The sequence below is a fragment of the Buttiauxella sp. WJP83 genome (genome assembly GCF_027594725.1).
Lineage (GTDB): Bacteria > Pseudomonadota > Gammaproteobacteria > Enterobacterales > Enterobacteriaceae > Buttiauxella > Buttiauxella selenatireducens.
In genome coordinates, this window is sequence record NZ_CP110080.1 from 3,356,252 (window position 1) to 3,380,733 (window position 24,482).

Here is a 24,482-nt window from a genome sequence, read left to right on the forward strand (position 1 = left end):
CTATTAACTTATGAGGTGAATGATGAGACTGATTCCCCTGGCTACCCCAGCTCAAGTTGGCAAATGGGCAGCACGCCATATCGTTAAGCGTATCAATGCGTTTAATCCAACTGCGGATCGCCCTTTCGTGCTGGGCCTGCCAACCGGCGGTACTCCTCTTGAAGCGTACAAAGCGCTGGTAGAGATGCACAAAGCGGGCCAGGTTAGCTTTAAAAACGTCGTCACCTTTAATATGGATGAATACGTTGGCCTGCCAAAAGAGCATCCAGAAAGCTATCATACTTTCATGCACCGCAATTTCTTTGATCACGTTGATATCCCAGCAGAAAACATTAACCTGCTGAATGGCAACGCCGAAGATGTTGACGCAGAGTGCCGTCGTTATGAAGAGAAAATTCGCTCTTACGGCAAAATTCACCTGTTTATGGGTGGCGTTGGCAACGATGGTCATATCGCATTCAACGAACCGGCCTCTTCTCTGGCATCTCGTACTCGTATCAAAACGCTGACTCATGACACCCGTGTTGCAAACTCTCGTTTCTTTAATGGCGATGTAACTCAAGTCCCTAAATTTGCGCTGACTGTCGGCGTGGGTACTTTGCTTGATGCTGAAGAAGTGATGATTCTGGTTATCGGTCATTTGAAAGCGCAAGCGCTGCAAGCGGCTGTGGAAGGTAACGTGAATCACATGTGGACTATTAGCTGTCTGCAACTGCACCCTAAAGCAGTCGTGGTTTGTGATGAGCCGTCCACCATGGAGCTCAAAGTGAAGACGCTGAAGTACTTCAATGAGCTCGAAGCCGAAAACATTAAAGATATCTAAACCCAAAATTATTCGAGTTGCAGGAAGGCGGCGACGCAGTGAATCCCCCGGAACTTACTTGAGTAAGTGACTGGGGTGAGCGAGGAAAGCCAACGCACGTGCAGCTCGAAGAATAAAGGGTTTAAGCATTAATTTTCACCGGGGGTAACTATGTTTGCATTAACTCACGGTCGGATTTATACCGGCCATGAAATTCTTGATGATCACGCGGTTATTATCGCGAACGGCCTGATTGAACGCGTTTGTTCGCGCTCAGATCTCCCTGCGGGTATTGAGATTCGCGATGTGGGCGGTGCAATCATCGCCCCCGGTTTTATTGATGTGCAGCTCAACGGCTGTGGCGGTGTGCAATTCAACGATTCCGCCGATGCGGTTACCGTTGAAACGCTGGAAATCATGCAGAAAGCCAATGAACGTTCTGGTTGCACCAACTACCTGCCGACGCTTATCACCAGCAGCGATGAGCTGATGAAGCAAGGCGTGAAAGTGATGCGCGACTATCTGGCTAAGTATCAGCACCAGGCACTCGGTCTGCATCTTGAAGGTCCATGGCTAAACATGGTGAAAAAAGGGACGCATAACCCAGGGTATGTGCGTAAACCTGACGCAGAACTGGTCGATTTCCTTTGTCAAAACGCAGATGTGATCACCAAAGTCACTTTGGCACCAGAAATGGTTGAACCTGAAGTGATTAGTAAACTGGTCGCTGCTGGCATTATCGTTTCTGCCGGCCATTCCAATGCGACAGCAAAAGAAGCCAAAATTGGTTTCCGCGCTGGCATTACCTTCGCAACCCACCTTTTCAACGCAATGCCATACATTACTGGCCGTGAACCGGGGCTTGCAGGTGCAATTTTTGATGAGCCAGATGTTTACTGCGGTATCATTGCCGATGGTTTACATGTGGACTATGCCAACATTCGTACGGCGAAAAAGGTTAAGGGCGATAAACTTTGCCTCGTCACCGATGCAACTGCTCCGGCGGGCGCGAATATCGATGAGTTCATTTTCGCAGGAAAAACAATATACTACCGTGATGGTTTATGTGTAGACGAGAATGGCACACTGAGCGGTTCTGCCCTGACGATGATTGAAGGGGTTCGTAACCTGGTCGAGCATGCAGGCATCGCCTTAGACGAAGTCTTGCGTATGGCCACTCTCTACCCAGCCCGTGCGATGGGTGTTGAGCAACAATTAGGTACTATCGAAGCAGGTAAAGTCGCCAACCTCACGGCCTTTACCCGCGATTTTAAAATCACCAAGACATTCGTTAATGGTAACGAGGTCGTAACTGAGTAATTAAGGCATGACGACTGGCGGACAGGCTCAAATTGGTAATGTCGATCTGGTAAAGCAACTGAATAGTGCGGCGGTGTACCGTCTGATTGACCAACATGGGCCAATCTCACGCATTCAGATTGCTGAGCAAAGCCAGCTTGCACCTGCCAGCGTCACAAAAATTACTCGCCAGCTCATTGATCGCGGCTTGATCAAAGAAGTCGATCAACAGGCTTCCACCGGAGGCCGCCGCGCTATCTCAATTATCACTGAAACCCGAAATTTCCACGCCATTGGTGTTCGTCTTGGTCGCCATGACGCCACCATCACGCTATTTGACCTCAGCGCAAAACCGCTTGCCGAAGAGCATTACGCCCTTCCTGAACGTACTCAGGAAACGCTTGAGCACGCGTTGCTCATGGCTATTTCTCAATTTATCGAGCAAAACCAGCGCAAAATGCGTGAGCTGATCGCCATCTCAGTGATACTGCCGGGCCTTGTCGATCCAGAAAGCGGCGTGATTCGTTATATGCCACATATCCAGGTTAATGACTGGTCGCTGGTCGATAGCCTTGAAAAACATTTCAAAGTGACCTGTTATGTCGGCCATGACATCCGTAGCCTCGCCCTTGCCGAGCACTACTTTGGTGCGACACACGACTGTGATGACTCCATTTTGGTGCGTGTTCACCGCGGGACGGGGGCTGGGATCTTGTCGAATGGGCGAATTTTTATTGGCCGCAACGGGAACGTGGGTGAAATTGGTCATATTCAAGTTGATCCTTTAGGCGAACGCTGCCACTGCGGAAACTTCGGTTGCCTGGAAACAATTGCCGCCAACGCAGCAATTGAACATCGTGTGCGTCATCTCCTTGAACAGGGTTACAACAGCCGCCTGACAATTGAAGATTGCGATATCGCCGCTATATGCAAAGCCGCTAACAAAGGCGATCCTCTGGCCTGCGAGGTGATTGAACACGTTGGCCGTCATTTGGGGAAAGCCATTTCTATTGCGATTAACTTGTTCAACCCGCAAAAAGTGGTGATTGCCGGGGAAATAATCGAAGCCGAGAAAGTGCTTTTACCGGCCATTGAAGGCTGCATCAACACTCAGGTACTGAAAGCGTTTCGTAAAAACCTGCCTGTTGTACGCTCTAAACTCGATGATCGGTCAGCCATTGGCGCGTTTGCTTTAGTAAAACGCTCAATGCTAAATGGCGTACTGCTGCAGCGCTTACTGGAAAGTTAGCCCAATAAGCCCCCTTTTTACGCTATAGTTACGCCTTCTTTTCAGGTGAGCCCGAGTAGTCAATGACCATTCAGAATGTAATTTGTGATATTGACGGCGTGCTAATGCACGACAACGTCGCCGTACCAGGGGCTAATGAATTTTTAGCGCGCATCATGGAAAAAGGGATGCCGCTGGTCCTGCTGACCAATTACCCGTCGCAAACCGGCCAGGACCTGGCCAACCGCTTTTCTTCCGCCGGAATCGATGTTCCTGACAGCGTGTTTTACACCTCTGCTATGGCTACCGCCGATTTCTTGCGTCGCCAGGAAGGGAAAAAAGCCTATGTTGTCGGTGAAGGTGCGTTGATTCACGAGCTATATAAAGCAGGCTTCACCATCACTGACATCAACCCTGATTTTGTTATCGTCGGTGAAACCCGTTCCTTTAACTGGGAAATGATGCACAAGGCCGCCTATTTTGTGGCAAACGGTGCGCGCTTTATTGCCACCAACCCGGACACTCACGGCCGCGGTTACTATCCTGCCTGTGGTGCACTGTGCGCCGGTATCGAAAAAATTTCTGGCCGTAAACCCTTTGTCGTGGGCAAACCAAGTCCGTGGATAATCCGCGCCGCGCTCAACAAGATGCAGGCCCATTCCGAACATACAGTGATTGTTGGCGATAACTTGCGTACGGATATTCTCGCTGGATTCCAGGCGGGTTTAGAAACTATTCTGGTGCTGTCAGGGGTTTCGACTTTAAACGACATTGATGCAATGCCATTCCGTCCTTCCTGGATTTACCCGTCAGTGGCTGAAGTCGATATCATTTAATTCGTCATTCGCCCGGGTTTCGCCGGGCGTTTTACCGATTCAACAATCTTTTCCCCTCTCACTGAATGCCAGCCTGGCGATTTTACTAATAATTACCGATCCGCTAATTATTACGCTCATTTCCTCATCATTTTTCAGTAATCGACAATCGTCATTGAACTATTTACCCCTGAAAGACTAAAGGACTTGCATTCCCGTCAATGATTGCGCATTTTCATATTCATATTCATATTCATATTCATATTCATATTCATATTCATATTCATATTCATATTCATATTCATGCAACGCAACATAACAATTTAATGGCTTAAAGAAGCATTACGGGAGAGAGTTCTATGTGTTCAATTTTTGGTGTTCTGGATATCAAGACCGATGCGGTCGAATTGCGTAAAAAAGCGCTCGAGTTATCTCGCCTGATGCGTCACCGCGGCCCTGACTGGTCAGGTGTTTATGCTAACGAAAAAGCCATCCTTGTTCACGAACGTCTCTCTATTGTTGACGTTAATGCTGGCGCTCAGCCGCTATACAACAAAGCAAAAACTCACGCATTAGCTGTGAACGGTGAAATCTACAACCACCAGGCTCTGCGTGTAGAATACGGTGATCGCTACGAATTCCAGACAGGTTCAGACTGTGAAGTCATCCTCGCGCTGTACCAGGAAAAAGGCCCAGAGTTCCTCGACGACCTGCAAGGCATGTTTGCCTTCATTCTGTATGACGAAACACAGGATGCGTACCTGATTGGCCGTGACCATATCGGCATCATTCCGTTGTATATGGGGTATGACGAGCACGGCAACATGTACATTGCTTCAGAAATGAAAGCCTTGGTTCCTGTCTGCCGCACCATTAAAGAATTTCCAGCGGGTAGCTACCTGTGGAGCAAAGACGGTGAAATCCGCAGCTATTACCAGCGTGATTGGTTCGAATACGATGCAGTAAAAGATAACGTCACCGACAAGAATGAATTGCGTCAGGCGCTGGAAGATTCCGTTAAAAGCCACCTGATGTCTGACGTGCCATACGGCGTATTACTGTCTGGCGGCCTGGATTCATCTGTTATTTCTGCCATCACCAAGAAATTTGCTGCTCGTCGTGTAGAAGATGAAGAGCGTTCTGAAGCCTGGTGGCCACAGCTGCACTCCTTTGCGGTCGGCCTGGTCGGTTCCCCTGACCTGAAAGCGGCACAAGAAGTCGCAAACCATCTGGGTACAGTTCACCACGAAATTCATTTCACGGTGCAAGAAGGCCTGGATGCGATTCGCGATGTTATCTATCACATTGAAACCTACGATGTGACTACTATTCGCGCCTCCACACCAATGTATTTGATGTCACGTAAAATCAAAGCGATGGGCATCAAAATGGTGCTGTCTGGTGAAGGTTCTGATGAAGTGTTTGGCGGCTATCTGTACTTCCATAAAGCGCCAAACGACAAAGAATTGCATGAAGAGACGGTTCGTAAGCTGCAAGCTCTGCACATGTTTGACTGTGCTCGCGCTAACAAAGCGATGTCTGCCTGGGGTGTCGAAGCTCGCGTGCCGTTCCTGGACAAAAAATTCCTGGATGTGGCGATGCGTATTAACCCGAAAGACAAAATGTGCGGCAACGGTAAGATGGAAAAACATATCCTGCGTGAATGTTTTGAATCCTATCTGCCAGCCAGTGTTGCGTGGCGTCAGAAAGAGCAATTCTCCGATGGTGTAGGTTACAGCTGGATTGACACGCTGAAAGAAGTTGCGGCCGGCCAGGTGACCGATCAACAACTGGAAACAGCAAGCTATCGTTTCCCGTACAACACGCCGGGTTCTAAAGAAGCCTATTTGTATCGCGAGATCTTCGAAGAATTGTTCCCGCTGGCAAGTGCTGCTGAATGTGTTCCGGGTGGCCCATCCGTTGCTTGTTCTTCCGCTAAGGCCATTGAATGGGATGAAGCGTTCAAAACAATGAATGATCCATCAGGTCGTGCCGTTGGTGTGCATCAATCTGCTTATAAATAAGCGAACAAATCAACCACACGGGCCTACGGGCCCGTTTTTATTTCCCTACAATTCCTCACCCCCGTTCGGAGTTTTTCACTAAATAAAACCACGAAATAACCGATAATTGACGAATATTGCACCAAGCTGTTCGGAAGCTGGTCAAACAGACAATTTCCGCGACTTTTTGGGAAAAAATTTGTTGACGCTAGAAGTCCAACTACGCATAATGCGCCCCGCAACGCCGATAAGGTGACGCGAAAAAAAAGAAGGCTACTTAGCTCAGCTGGTTAGAGCACATCACTCATAATGATGGGGTCACAGGTTCGATTCCCGTAGTAGCCACCATTATTCTTTTTTTTAGCGCGGGAGTGGCGAAATTGGTAGACGCACCAGATTTAGGTTCTGGCGCCGCAAGGTGTGCGAGTTCAAGTCTCGCCTCCCGCACCATTTCCTTATAACGTTGCACGGATGGGGTATCGCCAAGCGGTAAGGCACCGGTTTTTGATACCGGCATTCCCTGGTTCGAATCCAGGTACCCCAGCCAATTTTTTGACATAGCAGTTTTCGACATAGCACGTTAGTTTTGTGCGCCCTCAGTTGGGGTATCGCCAAGCGGTAAGGCACCGGTTTTTGATACCGGCATTCCCTGGTTCGAATCCAGGTACCCCAGCCAGTCGAAAAAATAGTTTTACAATTTGGCTACTTAGCTCAGCTGGTTAGAGCACATCACTCATAATGATGGGGTCACAGGTTCGATTCCCGTAGTAGCCACCATATTTTTGGGGTATCGCCAAGCGGTAAGGCTCTGGTTTCTGATACCAGCATTCCGAGGTTCGAATCCTCGTACCCCAGCCAAAAAAGAAAAGCTCGCTTCGGCGAGCTTTTTGCTTTTCTGCTTCTGGTAAATATCAGGCAAAAAAAGAGCGGTTACCCGCTCCTCGATATCTCACTCAATCATAAACCTAATGCATACTTCAGCGCCTGACGTTTAAGCACGCCGCCGCGCTCTGCTGCCATCAGCCCCAGGTTACGAATCACTCGCAGCGGCCCTAAATTATTGCTGAAACCCGCATAGAACAGATCCATTCCGCTTTGCATCAGGAAGTTATCCGCCTGCCTGCGTGTCTGATAACGTTTCAGCACTCTCGCATCTGCCCAATTCTCGCCGTAGCTGCGCGCGTTAATCATCACATCCAACAGAGCTTCCACATCGCGATAACCAAGATTCACGCCCTGCCCGGCTAACGGATGAATAGTATGAGCCGCATCGCCAATCAGTGCTAAACCTTGCTGCGTGTAATGCAACGCATGCCGACGAGTCAAAGGGAATGCACCGCTGGCCACGGGCATCACTTTGCCTAAACGTTCAGGGAAACTGGCTTCCAGTGCTTTTTGCAACTGTGGCATCGTCATATTCTGTAGCTGGCGAATCCGTGCAGGAGAGTCATACCAGACCAGCGACGCCCAGTTATCAAACAACGGTAAAAAGGCATGTGGGCCAGCAGGAGTAAAATGCTGCCAGGTGCTGTCGCCGGGTACTTGTTCGCACTTCACTGTGATTAACATGCAGGACTGGCGATATTGCCACGCATGAATGCCTATTCCTGCCCAACGACGAATCTGCGAATTTGCACCATCTGCACCAATCACCATCGGCACAGTTAAGCTCTGCTGTTCAGCAAATTGTAATCTCCACTGCCCTGCTTCACTGTGCAGACTTGTCAATTGCGCGGGGCACATCAGCGTAACGTTTGGATGGGCCTCTAGCGCCTGCCAAAGCGCTAGCTGCAAAACCTGGTTTTCAACCATATAGCCAAGCTCAGGCAATCCGAGTTCTTGCGCATTAAAGCTTACGTGTGCGCTTTCCCACTCCCAGGTTTCAAGCTGGCGATAAGCGTGACTTCGCATTGACCGAATCGCCTGCCACACGCCGAGAGATTTCAGCAGGCCCACTGACGAACTGCTGATGGCCGAGATACGCACATCGGGTTGGCTTGTGGCATCAAAAGCGGCAGGAGCTTGATGTTCAATCACCGCCACCTGAAAACCATTTTGCGCAAGACCCAGAGCGGCTGCCGCTCCGACCATCCCTCCGCCGACTACCGCAACATCTATTGTCTGGTTCAACATGATGATTTTGTCCTTAAATTGTCTATCCTGATTCTACCGGATTTTTACGCAGGTTTCGTAGGCTGGTCACATCAAGGCCAAAGCATTACAATACGCGGCCTGAATTCCTGGCTTTAACTGAGCAATGGCAAGTCGATGACAAAAAAACTCCATATAAAAACCTGGGGCTGTCAGATGAACGAATACGATTCATCGAAGATGGCCGATCTGCTGAATAGCACGCATGGCTATACCCTCACAGATGATCCAAAAGAAGCGGATGTACTGCTGCTTAATACCTGCTCCATCCGTGAAAAAGCCCAGGAAAAAGTTTTCCATCTGCTGGGCCGTTGGAAACTCTTAAAGCGAAAAAATCCCGATCTCATTATCGGTGTCGGCGGTTGTGTGGCTTCCCAGGAAGGAAAGTTGATTCGTAGCCGAGCGCATTATGTTGATATCGTTTTCGGGCCGCAGACACTGCACCGCTTGCCCGAGATGATCAACAAAGTTCGTGGTAATCGCAGCCCGATAGTTGACGTCAGTTTCCCGGAAATCGAAAAGTTTGACCGTCTGCCTGAGCCGAAAGCGGATGGCCCAACCGCTTTCGTTTCTATTATGGAAGGCTGTAACAAGTATTGTACTTACTGCGTGGTGCCTTATACCCGTGGTGAAGAAGTGAACCGCCCAGCCGACGACGTGCTATTCGAAATCGCCCAGCTCGCTGCACAAGGTGTGCGCGAAGTTAACTTGCTCGGCCAGAACGTTAATGCTTATCGTGGTCCTTCTTTCGATGGCGGTATTTGTACTTTTGCTGAATTGCTGCGACTGGTTGCTGCGATTGACGGTATTGACCGTATTCGCTTCACAACCAGCCATCCAATTGAATTTACTGACGATATCATTGAAGTTTACCGTGATACGCCAGAACTTGTGAGCTTCCTGCATCTGCCGATTCAGTGCGGTTCCGACCGCGTGCTGAACCTTATGGGCCGTACGCATACCGCGCTGGAATATAAATCGATTATTCGCAAGCTACGTGCGGTACGCCCTGATATTCAGATTAGTTCTGATTTTATCGTCGGCTTCCCTGGTGAAACCCAGCAGGATTTTGAGCAAACCATGAAAGTCATTGCTGACGTTAACTTTGACGTCAGTTACAGCTTTGTGTTCTCAGCACGCCCAGGCACGCCTGCCGCCGATATGGTTGACGATGTACCAGAATCAGAGAAATTACAGCGTCTGTATATTCTGCAAGACCGCATCAACCAACAGGCGATGGAGTACAGCCGCAAGATGGTCGGCACCGTTCAACGCGTTTTAGTGGAAGGCACCTCGCGCAGAAACGTAATGGAGCTCACCGGGCGTTCCGAACACAACCGTGGGGTCAACTTTGAAGGCACCCCGGATATGGTCGGTAAGTTTGTGGATGTCGAAATTACTGAGGTCGCGACGAACAACTCGCTGCGCGGTAAGGTCGTGCGCACTGAAGATGAGATGGGGCTGCGTATTGCACAGTCTCCGGAATCTGTTATTGCCCGTACCCGTAAAGAGAATGATATCGGCGTTGGGATTTATCAGCCTTAATTTCGCTCTGTTTTGCCCGTCGGTTCGCTAACGCCGTGAACCGACGGGCATTTTCATTGTTTGCACTTGCATTCTGAAGCCGCCACCCAAATATCAAAAACCAGGCTTGCACCATCTGCCCTCGCCGTAAATAATCTTTTTATGGCCTGCGTTATTGCAGCAATTCCTTCAACTGGCCCAGAGTGACCCCGAGGATAAGTTTGAACATCGAAACACGTGAAATTACGCTAGAACCCGCAGACAATGCGCGTCTGCTAAGCCTGTGTGGCCCATTTGATGACAATATCAAGCAGCTTGAACGTCGGCTGGGTATCGAGATCAACCGTCGCGATTATCACTTCAAGCTCACGGGCCGCCCGATTTTAGTGAATGCCGCAGCAGATATTCTACGCAATCTGTACGTGGATACCGCGCCGATGCGTGGCGAAATTCAGGATATTTCACCTGAGCAAATCCACCTTGCCATAAAAGAGATCCGTGTACTGGAGCAGTCTGCGGAAAGCGTTCCAGAGTACGGCAAAGCGGTAAACATCAAAACCAAACGTGGTGTTATCAAGCCGCGCACGCCAAACCAGGCGCAATATATCGCCAATATTCTTGATCACGACATCACTTTTGGCGTCGGCCCTGCGGGTACGGGTAAAACCTATCTGGCGGTTGCTGCAGCCGTTGATGCGCTGGAACGTCAGGATATTCGCCGCATTTTACTGACCCGTCCGGCGGTGGAAGCCGGTGAAAAACTGGGCTTCCTGCCTGGCGATTTAAGCCAAAAAGTCGATCCATATTTACGCCCGTTGTATGACGCGTTGTTTGAGATGCTCGGCTTTGAACGCGTAGAAAAACTGATGGAGCGCAACGTGATTGAGGTCGCTCCGCTCGCGTACATGCGTGGCCGTACTCTCAATGATGCTTTCATCATTCTGGATGAAAGCCAGAACACCACCATCGAACAGATGAAGATGTTCCTGACGCGTATTGGCTTCAACTCCAAAGCCGTGATTACCGGCGACGTCACCCAAATCGACTTACCGAAAAATCTAAAATCTGGCCTGCGCCACGCGATTGAAGTCCTGGCAGAGGTCGATGAAATCAGCTTTAACTTCCTTAATAGCGAAGACGTAGTACGCCACCCGGTTGTGGCTCGCATTGTGAATGCCTATGAAGCGTGGGAAAACGCAGAACAGGTTCGTAAAGATGAACTCGCAGCAGAGCGCAAGCGAGAAGCGATGGCGATTAATGCCGCCGCTCAGGAGAGTAAATGAGTCAGGTTATACTGGATTTACAGGTCGCATGTGAAGACGCAAGCGGCTTACCGACGGAAGTACAATTTCAGACCTGGCTTGATGCGGTCATCCCACAGTTTCAGGAAGAGTCAGAAGTGACGATTCGCCTGGTGGACGACGCTGAGAGCCACGATCTGAATCTCACTTACCGGGGGAAAGATAAATCCACCAATGTGCTTTCGTTCCCGTTTGAAGCCCCTCCAGGCATTGAACTCCCATTATTAGGGGATCTGATTATTTGTCGTCAGGTCGTGGAGAAAGAAGCAAAAGAACAGCAAAAACCGCTAGATGCTCATTGGGCACATATGGTTATCCACGGCAGTCTACATCTGCTTGGCTATGATCATATTGAGGATGAAGAAGCCGAAGAGATGGAATCCCTGGAAACAGAGATAATGCTTGCTCTTGGGTATGCTGATCCGTACATTGCCGAGAAAGAATAGTCTCTGTAGGGGTTTACCCTGCGAAGCAAATAACAGCAGGTAGCGCACCATCAAGCTGCCTGTTTATCAATAACGAACATGAGGCCATAAACCAAACGCCATGAGCGACGACAACTCACAAAACAGTGACACGCCTGCCAGTAAGAAGGGATTTTTCTCCCTGATTCTCAACCAGCTATTCCACGGTGAACCTAAAAACCGTGACGATCTGCTGACACTTATCCGTGATTCTGAGCAAAATGATCTGATCGATCAGGATACCCGCGACATGCTCGAAGGCGTTATGGATATCGCTGACCAACGTGTTCGCGACATCATGATCCCTCGTTCTCAAATGGTCACGCTCAAACACAACCAGACGCTGGACGAATGCCTCGATGTGATCATCGAATCCGCACACTCCCGCTTCCCGGTGATCAGTGAAGACAAAGATCATATCGAAGGGATTCTGATGGCTAAGGATCTGCTGCCGTTTATGCGCAGTGATACCGAGCCATTTAGCATGGAAAAAGTGTTACGTCAGGCAGTTGTTGTGCCAGAAAGTAAGCGTGTTGACCGCATGCTCAAAGAGTTTCGTCAGCAGCGCTACCACATGGCGATTGTGATTGATGAGTTTGGCGGCGTCTCCGGGCTTGTCACCATCGAAGATATTCTCGAACTGATCGTTGGGGAAATTGAAGATGAATACGATGACGAGGAAGACAGCGATTTCCGCCAGCTAAGCCGTCATACCTGGACGGTTCGTGCTTTAGCCTCAATCGAAGATTTCAACGACACCTTTGCTACCCATTTCAATGATGACGAAGTGGATACCATTGGTGGATTAGTCATGCAGGCCTTTGGCCACTTACCTGCCCGTGGCGAAACCATAGAAATTGATGGTTATCAGTTTAAAGTCGCGATGGCAGATAGCCGCCGTGTTATTCAGGTTCATGTCAGAATTCCGGACGACTCGCCACAACCGAAACTGGAAGATTAATTCAAAGATGGCTATAGCCCTACTCCTTCAACGCCAGCGCGTACGCTTGCTGCTGGCGCTGCTTTTTGGTGCCTGCGGAACGCTGGCTTTCTCCCCCTACGATTTTTGGCCTGCCGCGATTATTTCACTGGCAGGGCTTCAGGGACTGACACTGAATCGACGCCCTATTCAGAGCGCCTGGATTGGTTTCTTCTGGGGACTGGGGCTATTTGGCTCAGGCATAAACTGGGTCTATGTCAGCATCGCGCAGTTTGGCGGTATGCCAGGCCCGGTGAATGTCTTTTTGGTGGTGTTACTTGCCGCTTATTTATCTTTGTATACCGGCTTGTTTGGTGGCTTCCTCAGCAAGCTATGCCCGAAAACCACCTGGTGGCGAGTCGCCATTGCCGCTCCCATGCTGTGGCAACTCACTGAGTTTTTGCGCGGTTGGGTATTAACGGGCTTCCCGTGGTTACAGTTTGGTTATAGCCAGATTGATGGCCCACTCAAAGGTATTGCCCCGATCCTCGGCGTCGAAAGTGTCACCTTCTTGCTGATGATTATCAGCGGACTCGTCGTGTATGCCCTGCATGAGCGAAACTGGCGTCCCGCGCTTATTGCCGCCGCATTGCTGCTTTTGCCATGGCCATTACGCTCAATTCAATGGTACCAGGCGGAACCTAAACGCGTTGTTGATGTAGCGATGGTTCAGGGCGATATCCCGCAATCCCTTAAATGGGACGAAAACCAGTTGCTGAATACGTTGAAGATTTATCTTGATAAAACTCAGCCGCAGATGGGGAAATCCCAGCTCATTATCTGGCCTGAGTCCGCGATCCCTGACCTTGAGATAAACCAACAGCAATTCCTGACGATGATGGACGATCTGATGCGCTCTAAGCACAGCTCGCTGATTACCGGTATTGTTGACGCGCGTTTAAATAAGCAAAACCGTTACGATACCTACAACACCATTATCACGCTCGGTGAAGGCAATCAGTACAACTACAACAGCACCGATCGTTACAACAAGAATCACCTGGTGCCGTTTGGTGAGTTTGTGCCTTTGGAGTCCATCCTCCGCCCGCTGGCACCGTTCTTTGATTTACCCATGTCGTCATTTAGCCGTGGGCCGTATATCCAGCCACAGCTCACCTCCAACGGGATTAAGCTCACGCCGGCTATTTGCTACGAGATTATCCTCGGTGAACAAGTCCGCGATAATTTCCGCCCCGACACTGACTTCTTGCTGACTATTTCAAACGATGCGTGGTTCGGTAAGTCGATCGGCCCGTGGCAGCACTTCCAGATGGCGCGCATGCGTTCACTGGAACTGGGCCGTCCGCTGTTACGCAGCACCAACAACGGAATTACCGCCGTGATTAATGCTGATGGCGACGTCGATGCGATGATCCCGCAGTTTACTCGCGAGGTACTGGAAGCGAAGGTCACGCCAACGAGTGGCATCACGCCTTACGCCCGTTTCGGTCATTGGCCACTGTGGTTTGTCACGCTGGTCTTTGGTTTCGCGTCTGTTCTGCTGGCACTGCGTAGTCGCCACAAATCCTGATTCTGCATCACCATAAAAAAGGCCAGCGATTGCTGGCCTTTTTTATTTCTGGCACAACCTTTGCAAACATTTACTCATTAGAAACAAACAAAATGCTGAAGCTAATCCCTATGGGCAGCACGATGCATTGAGTTGCACCAAATAATGACACCGCAAGCACCAAAGTAGTGCAAACAGGTTTTTTTGCCTTTAAACGGTGCGGCATGGTTCGCAAAAATAAACATCTTCTTAGCAAAATCTTTACATTAAGCTAGGTTAAATGTTAACAAAAGACCAAGAATTGAGCTTATTCAATTACACACAACAACAAAACAACACTCACATCAGGTATCAATGCCCTGTGGCATTAAGAAAAGGAGTTGGTAATGCAATTACGTAAAGTAGCCTCGGCTTTGTTGGTTATGGGTTTAGGTGCGGGTATCGCGCACGCCGAAGATGCAAAACCTGCGACCCAGCAAAGCACTCTTGATAAGATTGCCGCTAATGGCGTTATTGTTGTCGGTCACCGTGAATCTTCTGTTCCTTTCTCTTACTACGATAACGAACAAAAAGTTGTAGGTTATTCACAGGCTTATTCCAACGCCATCGTTGATGCAGTGAAGAAGAAACTCAATAAACCTGACCTTCAAGTTAAATTGATCCCTGTCACCTCTCAGAACCGTATTCCATTACTGCAAAACGGCACTTTCGATTTTGAGTGCGGTTCTACGACCAACAACCTGGAACGCCAGAAACAAGCGTCATTCTCCGACACCATCTTCGTCGTAGGTACGCGTTTGCTGGTTAAGAAAGGTGGCGAAATTAAGGACTTTGCTGACCTGAAAGGTAAAGCGGTCGTTGTAACGTCTGGCACCACTTCTGAAGTTCTGCTTAACAAACTGAACGAAGAGAAGAAGATGGATATGCGCATTATCAGCGCCAAGGATCACGGTGACTCCTTCCGTACCCTGGAAAGCGGTCGCGCTGTCGCCTTTATGATGGATGATGCCCTGCTGGCTGGTGAGCGTGCTAAAGCGAAGAAACAGGATAACTGGGAAATCGTTGGCACTCCGCAATCACGTGAAGCGTACGGCTGTATGCTGCGTAAAGACGACCCTGAATTTAAGAAGTTAATGGATGAAACCATCGCTCAGGTGCAAACGTCTGGTTTGGCGGCTAAGTGGTTTGATAAATGGTTTATGAATCCAATTCCACCGAAAAATATCAATATGAACTTCGCTTTGTCTGACGACATGAAAGCCCTGTTCAAAGAACCGAACGATAAAGCACTTAACTAATTAGAATCAGGGGCCGGGATGACCCAGCCCTCCCGATTGACGAACTGAAGCTCGGACAGACTATGCGTTGGATGGCCGTTCCCCATCCGGCGTGAAAGTACCCCATAAATCTCAGGCAACGACCTGAAATACGGGTACAAGCTTCTCATCAATCTTCGAGGGTAGCGCTACTGCTACCCTCATTTTTTTCTCGGAGTATGTTATGTCTATTGACTGGAACTGGGGAATATTTCTACAGCCCGCCCCGTTCGGCAACACCACCTATCTGGGCTGGATTTGGAATGGCTTCCAGGTCACTGTCGCCCTGTCCATCTGCGCATGGATAATCGCCTTCTTTGTCGGCTCACTGTTCGGCATTTTGCGTACGGTTCCTAACAAATGGCTGTCGAGCATTGGCACGCTGTATGTCGAACTATTCCGCAATGTGCCACTGATCGTGCAGTTTTTTACCTGGTATTTAGTGGTGCCAGAATTACTGCCGGAAAACCTCGGCATGTGGTTTAAATCCGAGCTTGATCCGAATATCCAGTTCTTCCTGTCGTCGATGATTTGCCTCGGCTTGTTTACCGCCGCGCGTGTCTGTGAGCAGGTTCGTGCCGCAATTCAATCGCTACCACGCGGGCAGAAAAACGCCGCACTGGCAATGGGGCTCACCCTCCCGCAAGCCTACCGTTATGTCCTGTTGCCAAACGCCTACCGCGTGATTGTGCCGCCAATGACATCTGAGATGATGAACCTGGTGAAGAACTCGGCCATCGCTTCAACCATTGGTCTGGTCGATATGGCAGCTCAGGCAGGTAAACTGCTGGACTATTCAGCTCATGCCTACGAATCCTTCACCGCCATCACGCTCGCTTACGTGCTGATTAACGCGGTGATTATGCTGGTGATGTATGTGGTCGAACGTAAAATTCGCCTGCCTGGCAACATGGGAGGTAAATGATGTACGATTTTGACTGGACTTCGATTCTTCCCGCCATGCCTTATCTGATCCAGGGGTTGATCATCACCCTGAAAATTACAGTTACTGCTGTGATAATCGGTATTGTGTGGGGAACCTTGCTAGCCGTTATGCGCCTGTCGCCAATCAAGCCGATTGCCTGGTTTGCGAGCGCCTATGTCAACGTTTTCCGTTCAATTCCGCTGGTCATGGTACTGCTGTGGTTTTATCTGGTGGTCCCGGGTTTCTTGCAAAAAGTGTTGGGACTTTCACCTCAGACGGACATCCGCCTGATTTCAGCGATGGTCGCGTTCTCCATGTTTGAAGCCGCCTACTATTCCGAAATTATTCGCGCCGGTATTCAAAGCATTTCACGCGGTCAGTCCAATGCAGCACTGGCACTCGGGATGACGCACTGGCAGTCAATGAAACTGATTATCCTGCCGCAAGCCTTCCGCGCCATGGTGCCGTTGCTGTTAACCCAGGGCATCGTATTATTCCAGGATACTTCGCTGGTGTATGTTTTGAGCCTGGCTGACTTCTTCCGTACCGCGACAACCATTGGTGAGCGTGACGGAACCCAGGTTGAGATGATTCTGTTTGCCGGTCTCGTTTATTTCATCATCAGTCTTAGCGCCTCGCTGTTGGTCACATACTTGAAGAAAAGGACAGTGTAATGATTTCCCTGAAAAATGTTTCTAAATGGTATGGTCACTTTCAGGTGCTCGCCGACTGCTCTACAGAAGTGAAGAAAGGCGAAGTGGTCGTGGTATGCGGCCCATCCGGCTCCGGAAAATCGACGCTGATTAAAACCGTAAACGGCCTGGAGCCTGTGCAAAAAGGCGAAATTGTTGTTAATGGCACGCAAGTGAACAGCAAAAAAACCAATCTGGCTGAATTGCGCTCGCACGTCGGTATGGTGTTCCAACACTTTGAGCTTTTCCCGCATCTGTCGATTATTGAAAACCTGACGCTGGCACAAGTGAAAGTGCTCAAACGCAACAAAGAAGAGTCGCGTAAAAAAGGGCTTAAATTGCTTGAGCGGGTGGGGCTGACGGCGCATGCCGATAAATTCCCAGCCCAGCTTTCCGGCGGCCAGCAGCAACGTGTGGCGATCGCGCGCGCGTTGTGTATGGATCCGGTAGCGATGCTGTTTGACGAACCGACCTCTGCACTTGATCCCGAGATGATCAACGAAGTACTGGACGTTATGGTTGAACTGGCAAATGAAGGGATGACCATGATGGTAGTCACGCACGAGATGGGCTTTGCTCGCAAAGTGGCGAATCGCGTCATCTTTATGGATGAAGGGAAAATTGTCGAAGACTCAAACAAAGAGGACTTCTTCAATAATCCGCAATCGGAACGCGCGAAAGACTTCCTGGCAAAAATACTGCATTAAAAATAACGAGCCTTCTCTTCAGAAGGCTCGATCTTTTCTAAGGCTCAAATGGTCGACGACTAAATTGGTTATGCCCACATTTCGGGCAAACAGGCAGCACATCTGGGGTATAAATCGCCAGGTGGAAATGACAGTTCTCACAGACCAGATTCCCAAGCCCCACCACTTCCCCGCTGTGATACACGCCGTGATGATTCAGGTCCTGAAAGACTTCACGCCACTCAAGTTGAGTTTTGTCAGTGATATCCGCCAGTTCCTGCCAGAGACTTTCCTTAATGACGCGCATAAAAACGCTGTCAGTAAATTCGTTCTGGCTTTCGTTGTAGCTACGCGCAAACTCTTCCAGATCACGGCGGACTGCGCGCGTCACTTCATCAACTTCAGTACGCGTCAGCTCCCCGGTTTCGTTCATGCTTTTGCGCGCACTGGCGACCAGTTCATCAATATCACGCTCACCGTTACGTAATCGCTCGGTGAGTGAGGCCACCAGTTCACGGTAAAATTGAGCAACCTTGTTCATCGTCTGCCTGCCTCCATGAAGAGTTTCCTGCATTCTTAGCTCATGTAACCTGCTCTAATAGTAGACCTTAATCCGCCACCACTTTGTTAGTTTGCCCACATGCAGCGTAAATAACTGCAAATGAGAAATGGGCATGACCGCTGTTGAAAGGCTGTTTTGCCGCACTCTTATCGGCTATGCTATGCCGATCTGAAATTAATTCATAAAAGCTACAACCTGTAGCTGTCTTTCATCACAGGACCACTGGCTGCCATGCAAGAGCAATATCGCCCGGAAGAGATAGAATCCAACGTACAGCTTCACTGGCAAGAGAAGCGTACTTTTGAAGTTACCGAAGACGAAGGCAAAGAGAAGTATTACTGCCTCTCGATGCTACCCTATCCTTCTGGCCGACTACACATGGGCCACGTACGTAACTACACCATTGGTGACGTTATCGCGCGTTACCAGCGCATGCTGGGTAAAAACGTGCTTCAGCCAATCGGTTGGGATGCGTTCGGTCTGCCTGCTGAAGGGGCTGCGGTAAAAAACAACACCGCGCCTGCTCCGTGGACTTACGACAATATCAACTACATGAAGAACCAGCTCAAAACGCTGGGCTTTGGCTATGACTGGAGCCGCGAGCTGGCGACCTGTACCCCGGAATATTACCGTTGGGAACAACAGTTCTTCACTCAGTTGTACAACAAAGGCCTGGTTTACAAAAAAACCTCCGCCGTTAACTGGTGTCCGAATGACCAGACTGTTCTGGCAAACGAGCAGGTCATCGACGGTTGCTGCTGGCGTTGTGATTCAAAAGTTGAGCGCAAAGAGATCCCTCAGTGGTTTATCAAAATCACCGCTTACGCTGACGAACTGTTAAACGATCTGGATACGCTGGATCATTGGCCGGATCAGGTCAAAACCATGCAGCGTAACTGGATTGGCCGCTCTGAAGGCGTTGAGATTACTTTCGACGTTGAAAACAGCGCCGAGAAACTGACCGTTTACACCACTCGCCCTGACACCTTTATGGGTGTGACTTATCTGGCAGTTGCCGCAGGTCACCCAATCGCGCAACAAGCCGCAGTGAATAACCCTGAACTGGCTGCATTCGTTGATGAATGTCGCAACACCAAAGTTGCCGAAGCTGAAATGGCGACAATGGAGAAGAAAGGCGTTGCTACTGGCGTTAACGCGATTCACCCACTGACGGGCGAAAGCGTGCCAGTTTGGGTCGCTAACTTCGTCTTGATGGAATACGGCACAGGCGCGGTAATGGCAGTTCCTGGCCACGACCAGCGCGACTGGGAATTTGCCACCAAATACGGCCTGCAAATCAAACCTGTGATTCTTAATGCCGATGGCAGCGAGCCTGACCTGTCTGCATCTGCCATGACAGAAAAAGGCGTGTTGTTTAACTCCGGCGAGTTCGACGGGCTGGACTTCCAGAACGGCTTTAACGCTATTGCGGATAAACTCGCAGCAAAAGGCGTGGGTGAGCGTAAAGTTAACTACCGTCTTCGCGACTGGGGTGTTTCCCGTCAGCGTTACTGGGGCGCACCAATTCCGATGGTCACTCTGGAAGACGGCACGGTGATGCCAACCCCGGAAGACCAACTGCCGGTTATCCTGCCAGAAGATGTGGTCATGGACGGTATCACCAGCCCAATTAAAGCTGATCCTGAGTGGGCAAAAACCACCGTTGATGGCATGCCTGCACTGCGTGAAACCGATACTTTCGACACCTTCATGGAGTCTTCCTGGTACTACGCGCGCTACACCTGCCCGCAGTACGACAAAGGGATGTTGGATTCCAAAGCGGCTAACTACTGGCTGCCCGTTGATATTTACATTGGTGGTATCGAACACGCCATCATGCACCTGCTTTACTTCCGCTTCTTCCACAAACTGATGCGCGATGCGGGCATGGTGACGTCTAACGAGCCTGCCAAACAACTGTTGTGTCAGGGGATGGTTCTGGCGGATGCGTTCTATTACACCGGTGTTAACGGTGAGCGTAACTGGGTTTCCCCAGCTGAAGCGATTGTAGAACGTGACGAGAAAGGCCGTATTATCAAAGCCTCTGACGCACAGGGCAATGAACTGGTCTATGCTGGCATGAGCAAAATGTCGAAGTCGAAAAACAACGGCATCGACCCGCAAGTGATGGTTGAACGCTACGGTGCAGATACCGTTCGCTTGTTTATGATGTTCGCTTCTCCTGCAGACATGACGCTGGAATGGCAGGAATCAGGCGTTGAAGGGGCAAACCGCTTCCTGAAACGTGTCTGGCGACTGGCTTACGAGCACACCAGCCGTGGTGCTGCACCGGCGCTGGATGTTGCCGCGCTGAACGAAGATCAAAAATCATTACGTCGCGATGTTCACAAAACTATCGCGAAAGTGACCGATGATATTGGTCGTCGTCAGACCTTTAACACCGCGATCGCTGCCATCATGGAATTGATGAACAAACTGGCAAAAGCACCGCAGGATGGCGATCAAGACCGCGCTCTGCTGAACGAAGCACTGTTAGCTGTTGTTCGTATGCTTTATCCGTTCACCCCGCACGCTTGCTTCGATATGTGGCAGTCTCTGGGCGGCGAAGGCGATATCGATAACGCACCATGGCCACAGGCTGATGAATCGGCGATGGTCGAAGACTCATTGCTGGTAGTGGTACAGGTGAACGGTAAAGTTCGTGGCAAAATCACTGTTCCAGCTGATGCGACGCAAGAACAAGTGCAAGAACGCGCAGGTCAGGAACATCTGGTTGCGAAATATCTTGAGGGTGTGACCGTGCGTAAAGTGATTTACGTGCCGGGCAAACTGCTCAACCTGGTTGTGGGCTAAGCGCAGGAGGAACCGTGCGACATCCCTTTGTCAGCTTGTTAGTTACTTTGGCGGTGCTTGTCACCGCCGGGTGTGGTTTTCACCTGCGTGGCAGCACGCAGGTTCCGGATCAAATGAAAACCATGATCCTGAACTCCGGTGATCCAAACGGCCCGCTAGCGCGTGAAGTTCGCTCTCAGTTGCGTCTTAACGGCGTCACGCTTGTTGAAGATACGGGTACGGGTGTTCGTAAGGATATTCCATCCCTTCGCTTGTTAGGCAGTGCAATAGGCCAGGATACTGCATCCATCTTCCAGGATGGGCGTACTGCGGAATATCAAATGGTGATGACGGTTTCAGCACAAGTGTTGATTCCAGGTGAAGACATCTACCCGATCAGTGTCAAAGTGTATAAATCATTCTTTGATAACCCTCTGACGGCATTAGCAAAAGATGCCGAGCAAGAGTTACTGGTCAAAGAGATGTACACGGCTGCCGCCCAACAACTTATTCGTAAGTTGATGACGGTGCATGCCGCTGAAGTTAAAGATACTCAAGAAGCCGAGAAACCGGTGACTGGCACGACTTCGACTCAAGCCACATCAACAAGCCGTACGTCGACCACGCTTTCGGCTGCGTCTGGTAGCCAATGATTCGGTTGTACCCTGAACAACTCCGCGCGCAGCTCAATGAAGGGCTGCGCGCGGCGTATCTGCTACTCGGAAACGATCCGCTCTTGCTTCAGGAAAGCCAGGATTCGATTCGCCAGATGGCGAGCACTCAGGGCTTTGAAGAACATCATACCGTCCAGATTGACGCCAGTACTGACTGGCAAGATCTGTTCTCAATTTGCCAGGCGCTAAGCCTGTTCGCCAGCCGCCAGACTCTTCTTCTGTTGTTACCCGAAAACGGTCCGAACGCTGCGATTAATGCACAGTTCGAAACGCTGGTGTCTCTGTTACACGACGATATTCTGCTGTTGGTACGTGGGAACAAATTCACAAAAGCGCAGGAGAATGCCGCATGGCTGGGTAAGCTGGCCGATCGTAGCGTCCTTGTGACCTGCCAGACACCTGAACAGGCTCAACTGCCACGCTGGGTATCACAACGAGCGAAACAGATGAACCTGACGCTTGATGACGCGGCTAATCAATTGCTGTGTTATTGCTACGAAGGTAACCTGTTGGCGCTGTCGCAAGCGCTGGAGCGTTTATCTCTTATATGGCCTGACGGCAAGCTTACGCTCCCCAGGGTCGAGCAAGCAGTAAACGATGCGGCACACTTCACCCCTTTCCATTGGGTTGATGCGATTTTGGCGGGCAAAAGTAAACGCGCACTGCATATCCTTCAACAGTTAAGGCTGGAAGCCAGCGAACCGGTAATTTTATTGCGCACGCTGCAACGCGAGTTACTGCAACTGGTAAACCTCAAACGCCAGTCAGAAAATACACCGCTGCGGACTTTATTTGACCAGCAACGCGTGTGGCAAAATCGCCGCGCACTGGTGACTGAGGCGCTTAATCGTTTGTCTGCCGATCAGCTTTATCAGGCCGTTCGTTTGCTGAGCCAAATCGAACTGACGCTAAAGCAAGATTATGGGCAATCGGTGTGGGCTGATCTGGAAGGACTGTCCCTGCTGCTGTGTCATAAAGCCCTGCCGGAAATTTTCACGCATGGCTAACAGCGCGTCACGTTTAACGGCCCTGTATGGCGGGACCTTCGATCCCATTCATTACGGGCATTTAAAACCGGTCGAAGCATTGGCAAAACAGGTGGCGTTGCAACACGTCACCATCATGCCGAACAACGTCCCTCCGCATCGCCAGCAACCCTTGGCAAACAGTCAGCAACGCAAAGCCATGGTTGAACTCGCCATCGCAGGAAAACCACTGTTTCGTCTGGATGATAGAGAACTGCAACGTGAAACCCCGTCGTACACCGTTGAAACGCTGGAGCAGTTGCGTGCAGAAATCGGCGCTACGCAGCCGTTGGCATTTATTATTGGCCAGGATTCTTTGCTGAATTTGCAACGCTGGCATCGCTGGGAAACGCTGCTGACCTTATGCCATCTGCTGGTTTGCCAGCGACCAGGTTACTCATTGACGATGAACACGCCTGCGGAACAACAATGGCTTGATGCACACCTGACGTCGTCCGTTGAGCAGCTTCATGCGCAGCCTGCGGGTAAAATCTTCCTGGCACAAACGCCGCTGTATGACATTTCGGCAACCAATATTCGCCAGCGCTTAGAGCAGCATCAGCCCTGTGATGACCTGCTCCCCCCTGCTGTGGCTGAATTTATACGCCAGCACCACCTTTATTGCTAATCACTCGCCGCAACGCATCCAGTAATTTGTCGTTATCCGCCGGGCTTTTGATTGCCACCCGATAATACCGCGCATCGAGCCCCGGATAATTGGCGCAATGGCGAATCAAAATATTCTCTTCCAGCAGCAATCGTTGCAGCTCGAAACCGGGAATATCACAACGCATGAAAATATAGTTGGCCCGTGGCCGCCACACCTTAATCCCAGGCAATGCGTTTAAGCCATTAAACAGACGAGGTTGTTCGGTACTCAGCCAGCGGTAGCTTGCCTCAATATACTTATGGTCATTCAGGATAACTTCTCCGGCCAGAGCCGCGAACGCGTTAATCGTCCAGGGTTCTCTCTGCTGCCGAATTCGGTTTACTATTTTCGTATCCGCACTCATCATATAACCCAATCGCAGCCCGGCAATAGCAAAGAACTTGGTGAGCGATCGCAAAACATAGAGTTGCGGGAAGCGTAATAAATCCGGAATTAAGCCTGCCTCTTCCGGCATAAAGTCGAGAAAAGCTTCATCCACTATTAAGGAAATACCGTTTTCGCAACAGCGTTGGGCAATGGCCAGCAGCAACCCGTTGTCCAACATCAGTCCGGTCGGGTTGTTCGGAGTGCACAAAAACAGACAATCAAGATCGGTCGTTAATGCCTGAAGAAATGACTCATCAGGTTGCCAGTCATTTTCTTCAGAAAGATGAAAATCGGTGATTTCACACCCGGCTCGCGTTAATGCACGACGATATTCAGCAAAGCCTGGCGTCAATAACAACGCCCGACGTGGTGCAAGATGCTGTACCAGATTAAATATCAGCTCTGTTTCACCGTTGCCTGCAAGCACCCATTCTTGCGGGACTTGATGATGCCTGGCCAACGACTGGTGCAAAGCGCTGTATTCAACATCGGGGTAGCGTTCTGCGAGTGACAGGTTCTCAACGATCGCACGCTTTAATGAATCAGGCATGCCGAGCGGATTGATATTCGCACTAAAATCGATTAGCGAATTTGCATCGACACCCATCACCGCTGCCGCTTCAATGATATTGCCACCGTGCTGGCTGCTAAACGCCATACTTCCCCCAACAAAACAGACTTCGTAACATGAGGCGCA

Annotated in this window: 21 protein-coding genes and 6 tRNA genes; 24 read left to right on the plus strand and 3 right to left on the minus strand. The window is 50.1% G+C overall.

The genetic code is table 11. The features are described from left to right. The first annotated feature begins 22 nt into the window (after positions 1-22). The 11 genes from nagB to OH773_RS15615 all read left to right on the plus strand — a co-directional run bounded on the left by nagB (position 23) and on the right by OH773_RS15615 (position 7,005). Complete coding sequence (nagB, locus tag OH773_RS15565; RefSeq protein WP_270145896.1) at positions 23-823, plus strand: glucosamine-6-phosphate deaminase; 801 nt, start codon at positions 23-25, stop codon at positions 821-823. Positions 824-973: 150 nt separating this feature from the next. Continuing rightward, the gene (gene nagA, locus OH773_RS15570) at positions 974-2,122 is read left to right on the plus strand and encodes an N-acetylglucosamine-6-phosphate deacetylase (RefSeq protein WP_270139770.1); all 1,149 of its coding nucleotides are present in this window, start codon (positions 974-976) and stop codon (positions 2,120-2,122) included. Between the two features lie 7 nt (positions 2,123-2,129). Beyond that, entirely contained in the window at positions 2,130-3,350 is a 1,221-nt protein-coding gene (nagC, locus tag OH773_RS15575; RefSeq protein WP_270139772.1) for a DNA-binding transcriptional regulator NagC, read from the plus strand. A gap of 62 nt (positions 3,351-3,412) precedes the next feature. Continuing rightward, the gene (locus OH773_RS15580; protein ID WP_270139774.1) at positions 3,413-4,165 is read left to right on the plus strand and encodes an HAD-IIA family hydrolase; all 753 of its coding nucleotides are present in this window, start codon (positions 3,413-3,415) and stop codon (positions 4,163-4,165) included. A 338-nt stretch (positions 4,166-4,503) separates the two neighbouring features. Beyond that, a complete protein-coding gene (gene asnB, locus OH773_RS15585; RefSeq protein WP_270139776.1) occupies positions 4,504-6,168 on the plus strand; it encodes an asparagine synthase B in 1,665 nt (554 codons plus the stop codon). 250 nt (positions 6,169-6,418) lie between these two features. Beyond that, a tRNA-Met gene (locus OH773_RS15590) sits at positions 6,419-6,495 on the plus strand. A 17-nt stretch (positions 6,496-6,512) separates the two neighbouring features. After that, positions 6,513-6,597, plus strand: a tRNA-Leu gene (locus tag OH773_RS15595). A 22-nt stretch (positions 6,598-6,619) separates the two neighbouring features. Beyond that, positions 6,620-6,694 (plus strand) — tRNA-Gln (locus OH773_RS15600). Positions 6,695-6,748: 54 nt separating this feature from the next. Beyond that, positions 6,749-6,823: transfer RNA gene (locus OH773_RS15605), tRNA-Gln, on the plus strand. 24 nt (positions 6,824-6,847) lie between these two features. Next, positions 6,848-6,924: transfer RNA gene (locus OH773_RS15610), tRNA-Met, on the plus strand. 6 nt (positions 6,925-6,930) lie between these two features. Continuing rightward, a tRNA-Gln gene (locus OH773_RS15615) sits at positions 6,931-7,005 on the plus strand. A gap of 99 nt (positions 7,006-7,104) precedes the next feature. On the opposite strand, the gene ubiF is transcribed toward OH773_RS15615, so the two are convergent. Then, positions 7,105-8,280 (minus strand): 3-demethoxyubiquinol 3-hydroxylase, encoded by a 1,176-nt coding sequence (gene ubiF, locus OH773_RS15620; RefSeq protein WP_270139778.1) that lies wholly within the window; start codon positions 8,278-8,280, stop codon positions 7,105-7,107. A gap of 135 nt (positions 8,281-8,415) precedes the next feature. Here ubiF and miaB point away from each other — a divergent pair, with 135 nt between their 5' ends. From miaB to OH773_RS15665, 9 genes are all read left to right on the plus strand, one after another. Further along, the gene (gene miaB, locus OH773_RS15625; protein WP_270139780.1) at positions 8,416-9,843 is read left to right on the plus strand and encodes a tRNA (N6-isopentenyl adenosine(37)-C2)-methylthiotransferase MiaB; all 1,428 of its coding nucleotides are present in this window, start codon (positions 8,416-8,418) and stop codon (positions 9,841-9,843) included. A 200-nt stretch (positions 9,844-10,043) separates the two neighbouring features. Then, positions 10,044-11,105: a PhoH family protein gene (locus OH773_RS15630; protein WP_270139782.1), complete on the plus strand. Its 1,062-nt coding sequence runs from the start codon at positions 10,044-10,046 to the stop codon at positions 11,103-11,105. Continuing rightward, complete coding sequence (gene ybeY / locus OH773_RS15635) at positions 11,102-11,569, plus strand: rRNA maturation RNase YbeY (protein WP_183271123.1); 468 nt, start codon at positions 11,102-11,104, stop codon at positions 11,567-11,569. Before OH773_RS15630 ends, ybeY begins: the two co-directional genes overlap by 4 nt. Before the next feature lie 100 nt (positions 11,570-11,669). Next, positions 11,670-12,548 carry a CNNM family magnesium/cobalt transport protein CorC gene (corC, locus tag OH773_RS15640; RefSeq protein ID WP_064548673.1) on the plus strand — a complete coding sequence of 293 codons (879 nt, stop codon included), beginning with the start codon at positions 11,670-11,672 and terminating at the stop codon, positions 12,546-12,548. A 7-nt stretch (positions 12,549-12,555) separates the two neighbouring features. After that, positions 12,556-14,097 (plus strand): apolipoprotein N-acyltransferase, encoded by a 1,542-nt coding sequence (gene lnt, locus OH773_RS15645; protein WP_270139788.1) that lies wholly within the window; start codon positions 12,556-12,558, stop codon positions 14,095-14,097. Positions 14,098-14,462: 365 nt separating this feature from the next. After that, the gene (locus tag OH773_RS15650) at positions 14,463-15,374 is read left to right on the plus strand and encodes an amino acid ABC transporter substrate-binding protein (RefSeq protein ID WP_270139790.1); all 912 of its coding nucleotides are present in this window, start codon (positions 14,463-14,465) and stop codon (positions 15,372-15,374) included. Positions 15,375-15,576: 202 nt separating this feature from the next. Further along, on the plus strand, positions 15,577-16,317 hold the full coding sequence (locus tag OH773_RS15655) for an amino acid ABC transporter permease (RefSeq protein ID WP_270139792.1): 741 nt from the start codon (positions 15,577-15,579) through the stop codon (positions 16,315-16,317). Continuing rightward, a complete protein-coding gene (gene gltK / locus OH773_RS15660) occupies positions 16,317-16,991 on the plus strand; it encodes a glutamate/aspartate ABC transporter permease GltK (protein ID WP_270145898.1) in 675 nt (224 codons plus the stop codon). Before OH773_RS15655 ends, gltK begins: the two co-directional genes overlap by 1 nt. Beyond that, a complete protein-coding gene (locus tag OH773_RS15665; RefSeq protein ID WP_183271128.1) occupies positions 16,991-17,716 on the plus strand; it encodes an amino acid ABC transporter ATP-binding protein in 726 nt (241 codons plus the stop codon). Before gltK ends, OH773_RS15665 begins: the two co-directional genes overlap by 1 nt. 37 nt (positions 17,717-17,753) lie before the next feature. On the opposite strand, the gene OH773_RS15670 is transcribed toward OH773_RS15665, so the two are convergent. After that, positions 17,754-18,236 (minus strand): zinc ribbon-containing protein, encoded by a 483-nt coding sequence (locus tag OH773_RS15670; protein WP_183271129.1) that lies wholly within the window; start codon positions 18,234-18,236, stop codon positions 17,754-17,756. Positions 18,237-18,488: 252 nt separating this feature from the next. Between OH773_RS15670 and leuS the strand changes: the two genes are divergently transcribed. Genes leuS through nadD form a run of 4 tightly spaced genes read left to right on the plus strand, consistent with a single transcriptional unit; the run spans position 18,489 to position 23,377 of the window. Beyond that, on the plus strand, positions 18,489-21,071 hold the full coding sequence (leuS, locus tag OH773_RS15675) for a leucine--tRNA ligase (protein WP_270139795.1): 2,583 nt from the start codon (positions 18,489-18,491) through the stop codon (positions 21,069-21,071). Positions 21,072-21,085: 14 nt separating this feature from the next. Then, entirely contained in the window at positions 21,086-21,703 is a 618-nt protein-coding gene (gene lptE / locus OH773_RS15680) for an LPS assembly lipoprotein LptE (protein WP_270139798.1), read from the plus strand. Then, complete coding sequence (holA, locus tag OH773_RS15685; protein WP_270139800.1) at positions 21,700-22,731, plus strand: DNA polymerase III subunit delta; 1,032 nt, start codon at positions 21,700-21,702, stop codon at positions 22,729-22,731. Before lptE ends, holA begins: the two co-directional genes overlap by 4 nt. Continuing rightward, on the plus strand, positions 22,724-23,377 hold the full coding sequence (gene nadD / locus OH773_RS15690; protein ID WP_270139802.1) for a nicotinate-nucleotide adenylyltransferase: 654 nt from the start codon (positions 22,724-22,726) through the stop codon (positions 23,375-23,377). The genes holA and nadD overlap by 8 nt, the downstream gene beginning before the upstream one ends. Here nadD and cobD read toward each other — a convergent pair. Continuing rightward, positions 23,349-24,443 (minus strand): threonine-phosphate decarboxylase CobD, encoded by a 1,095-nt coding sequence (gene cobD / locus OH773_RS15695; RefSeq protein WP_270139804.1) that lies wholly within the window; start codon positions 24,441-24,443, stop codon positions 23,349-23,351. The two genes, nadD and cobD, sit on opposite strands and share 29 nt — an antisense overlap. Positions 24,444-24,482 lie beyond the last annotated feature (39 nt).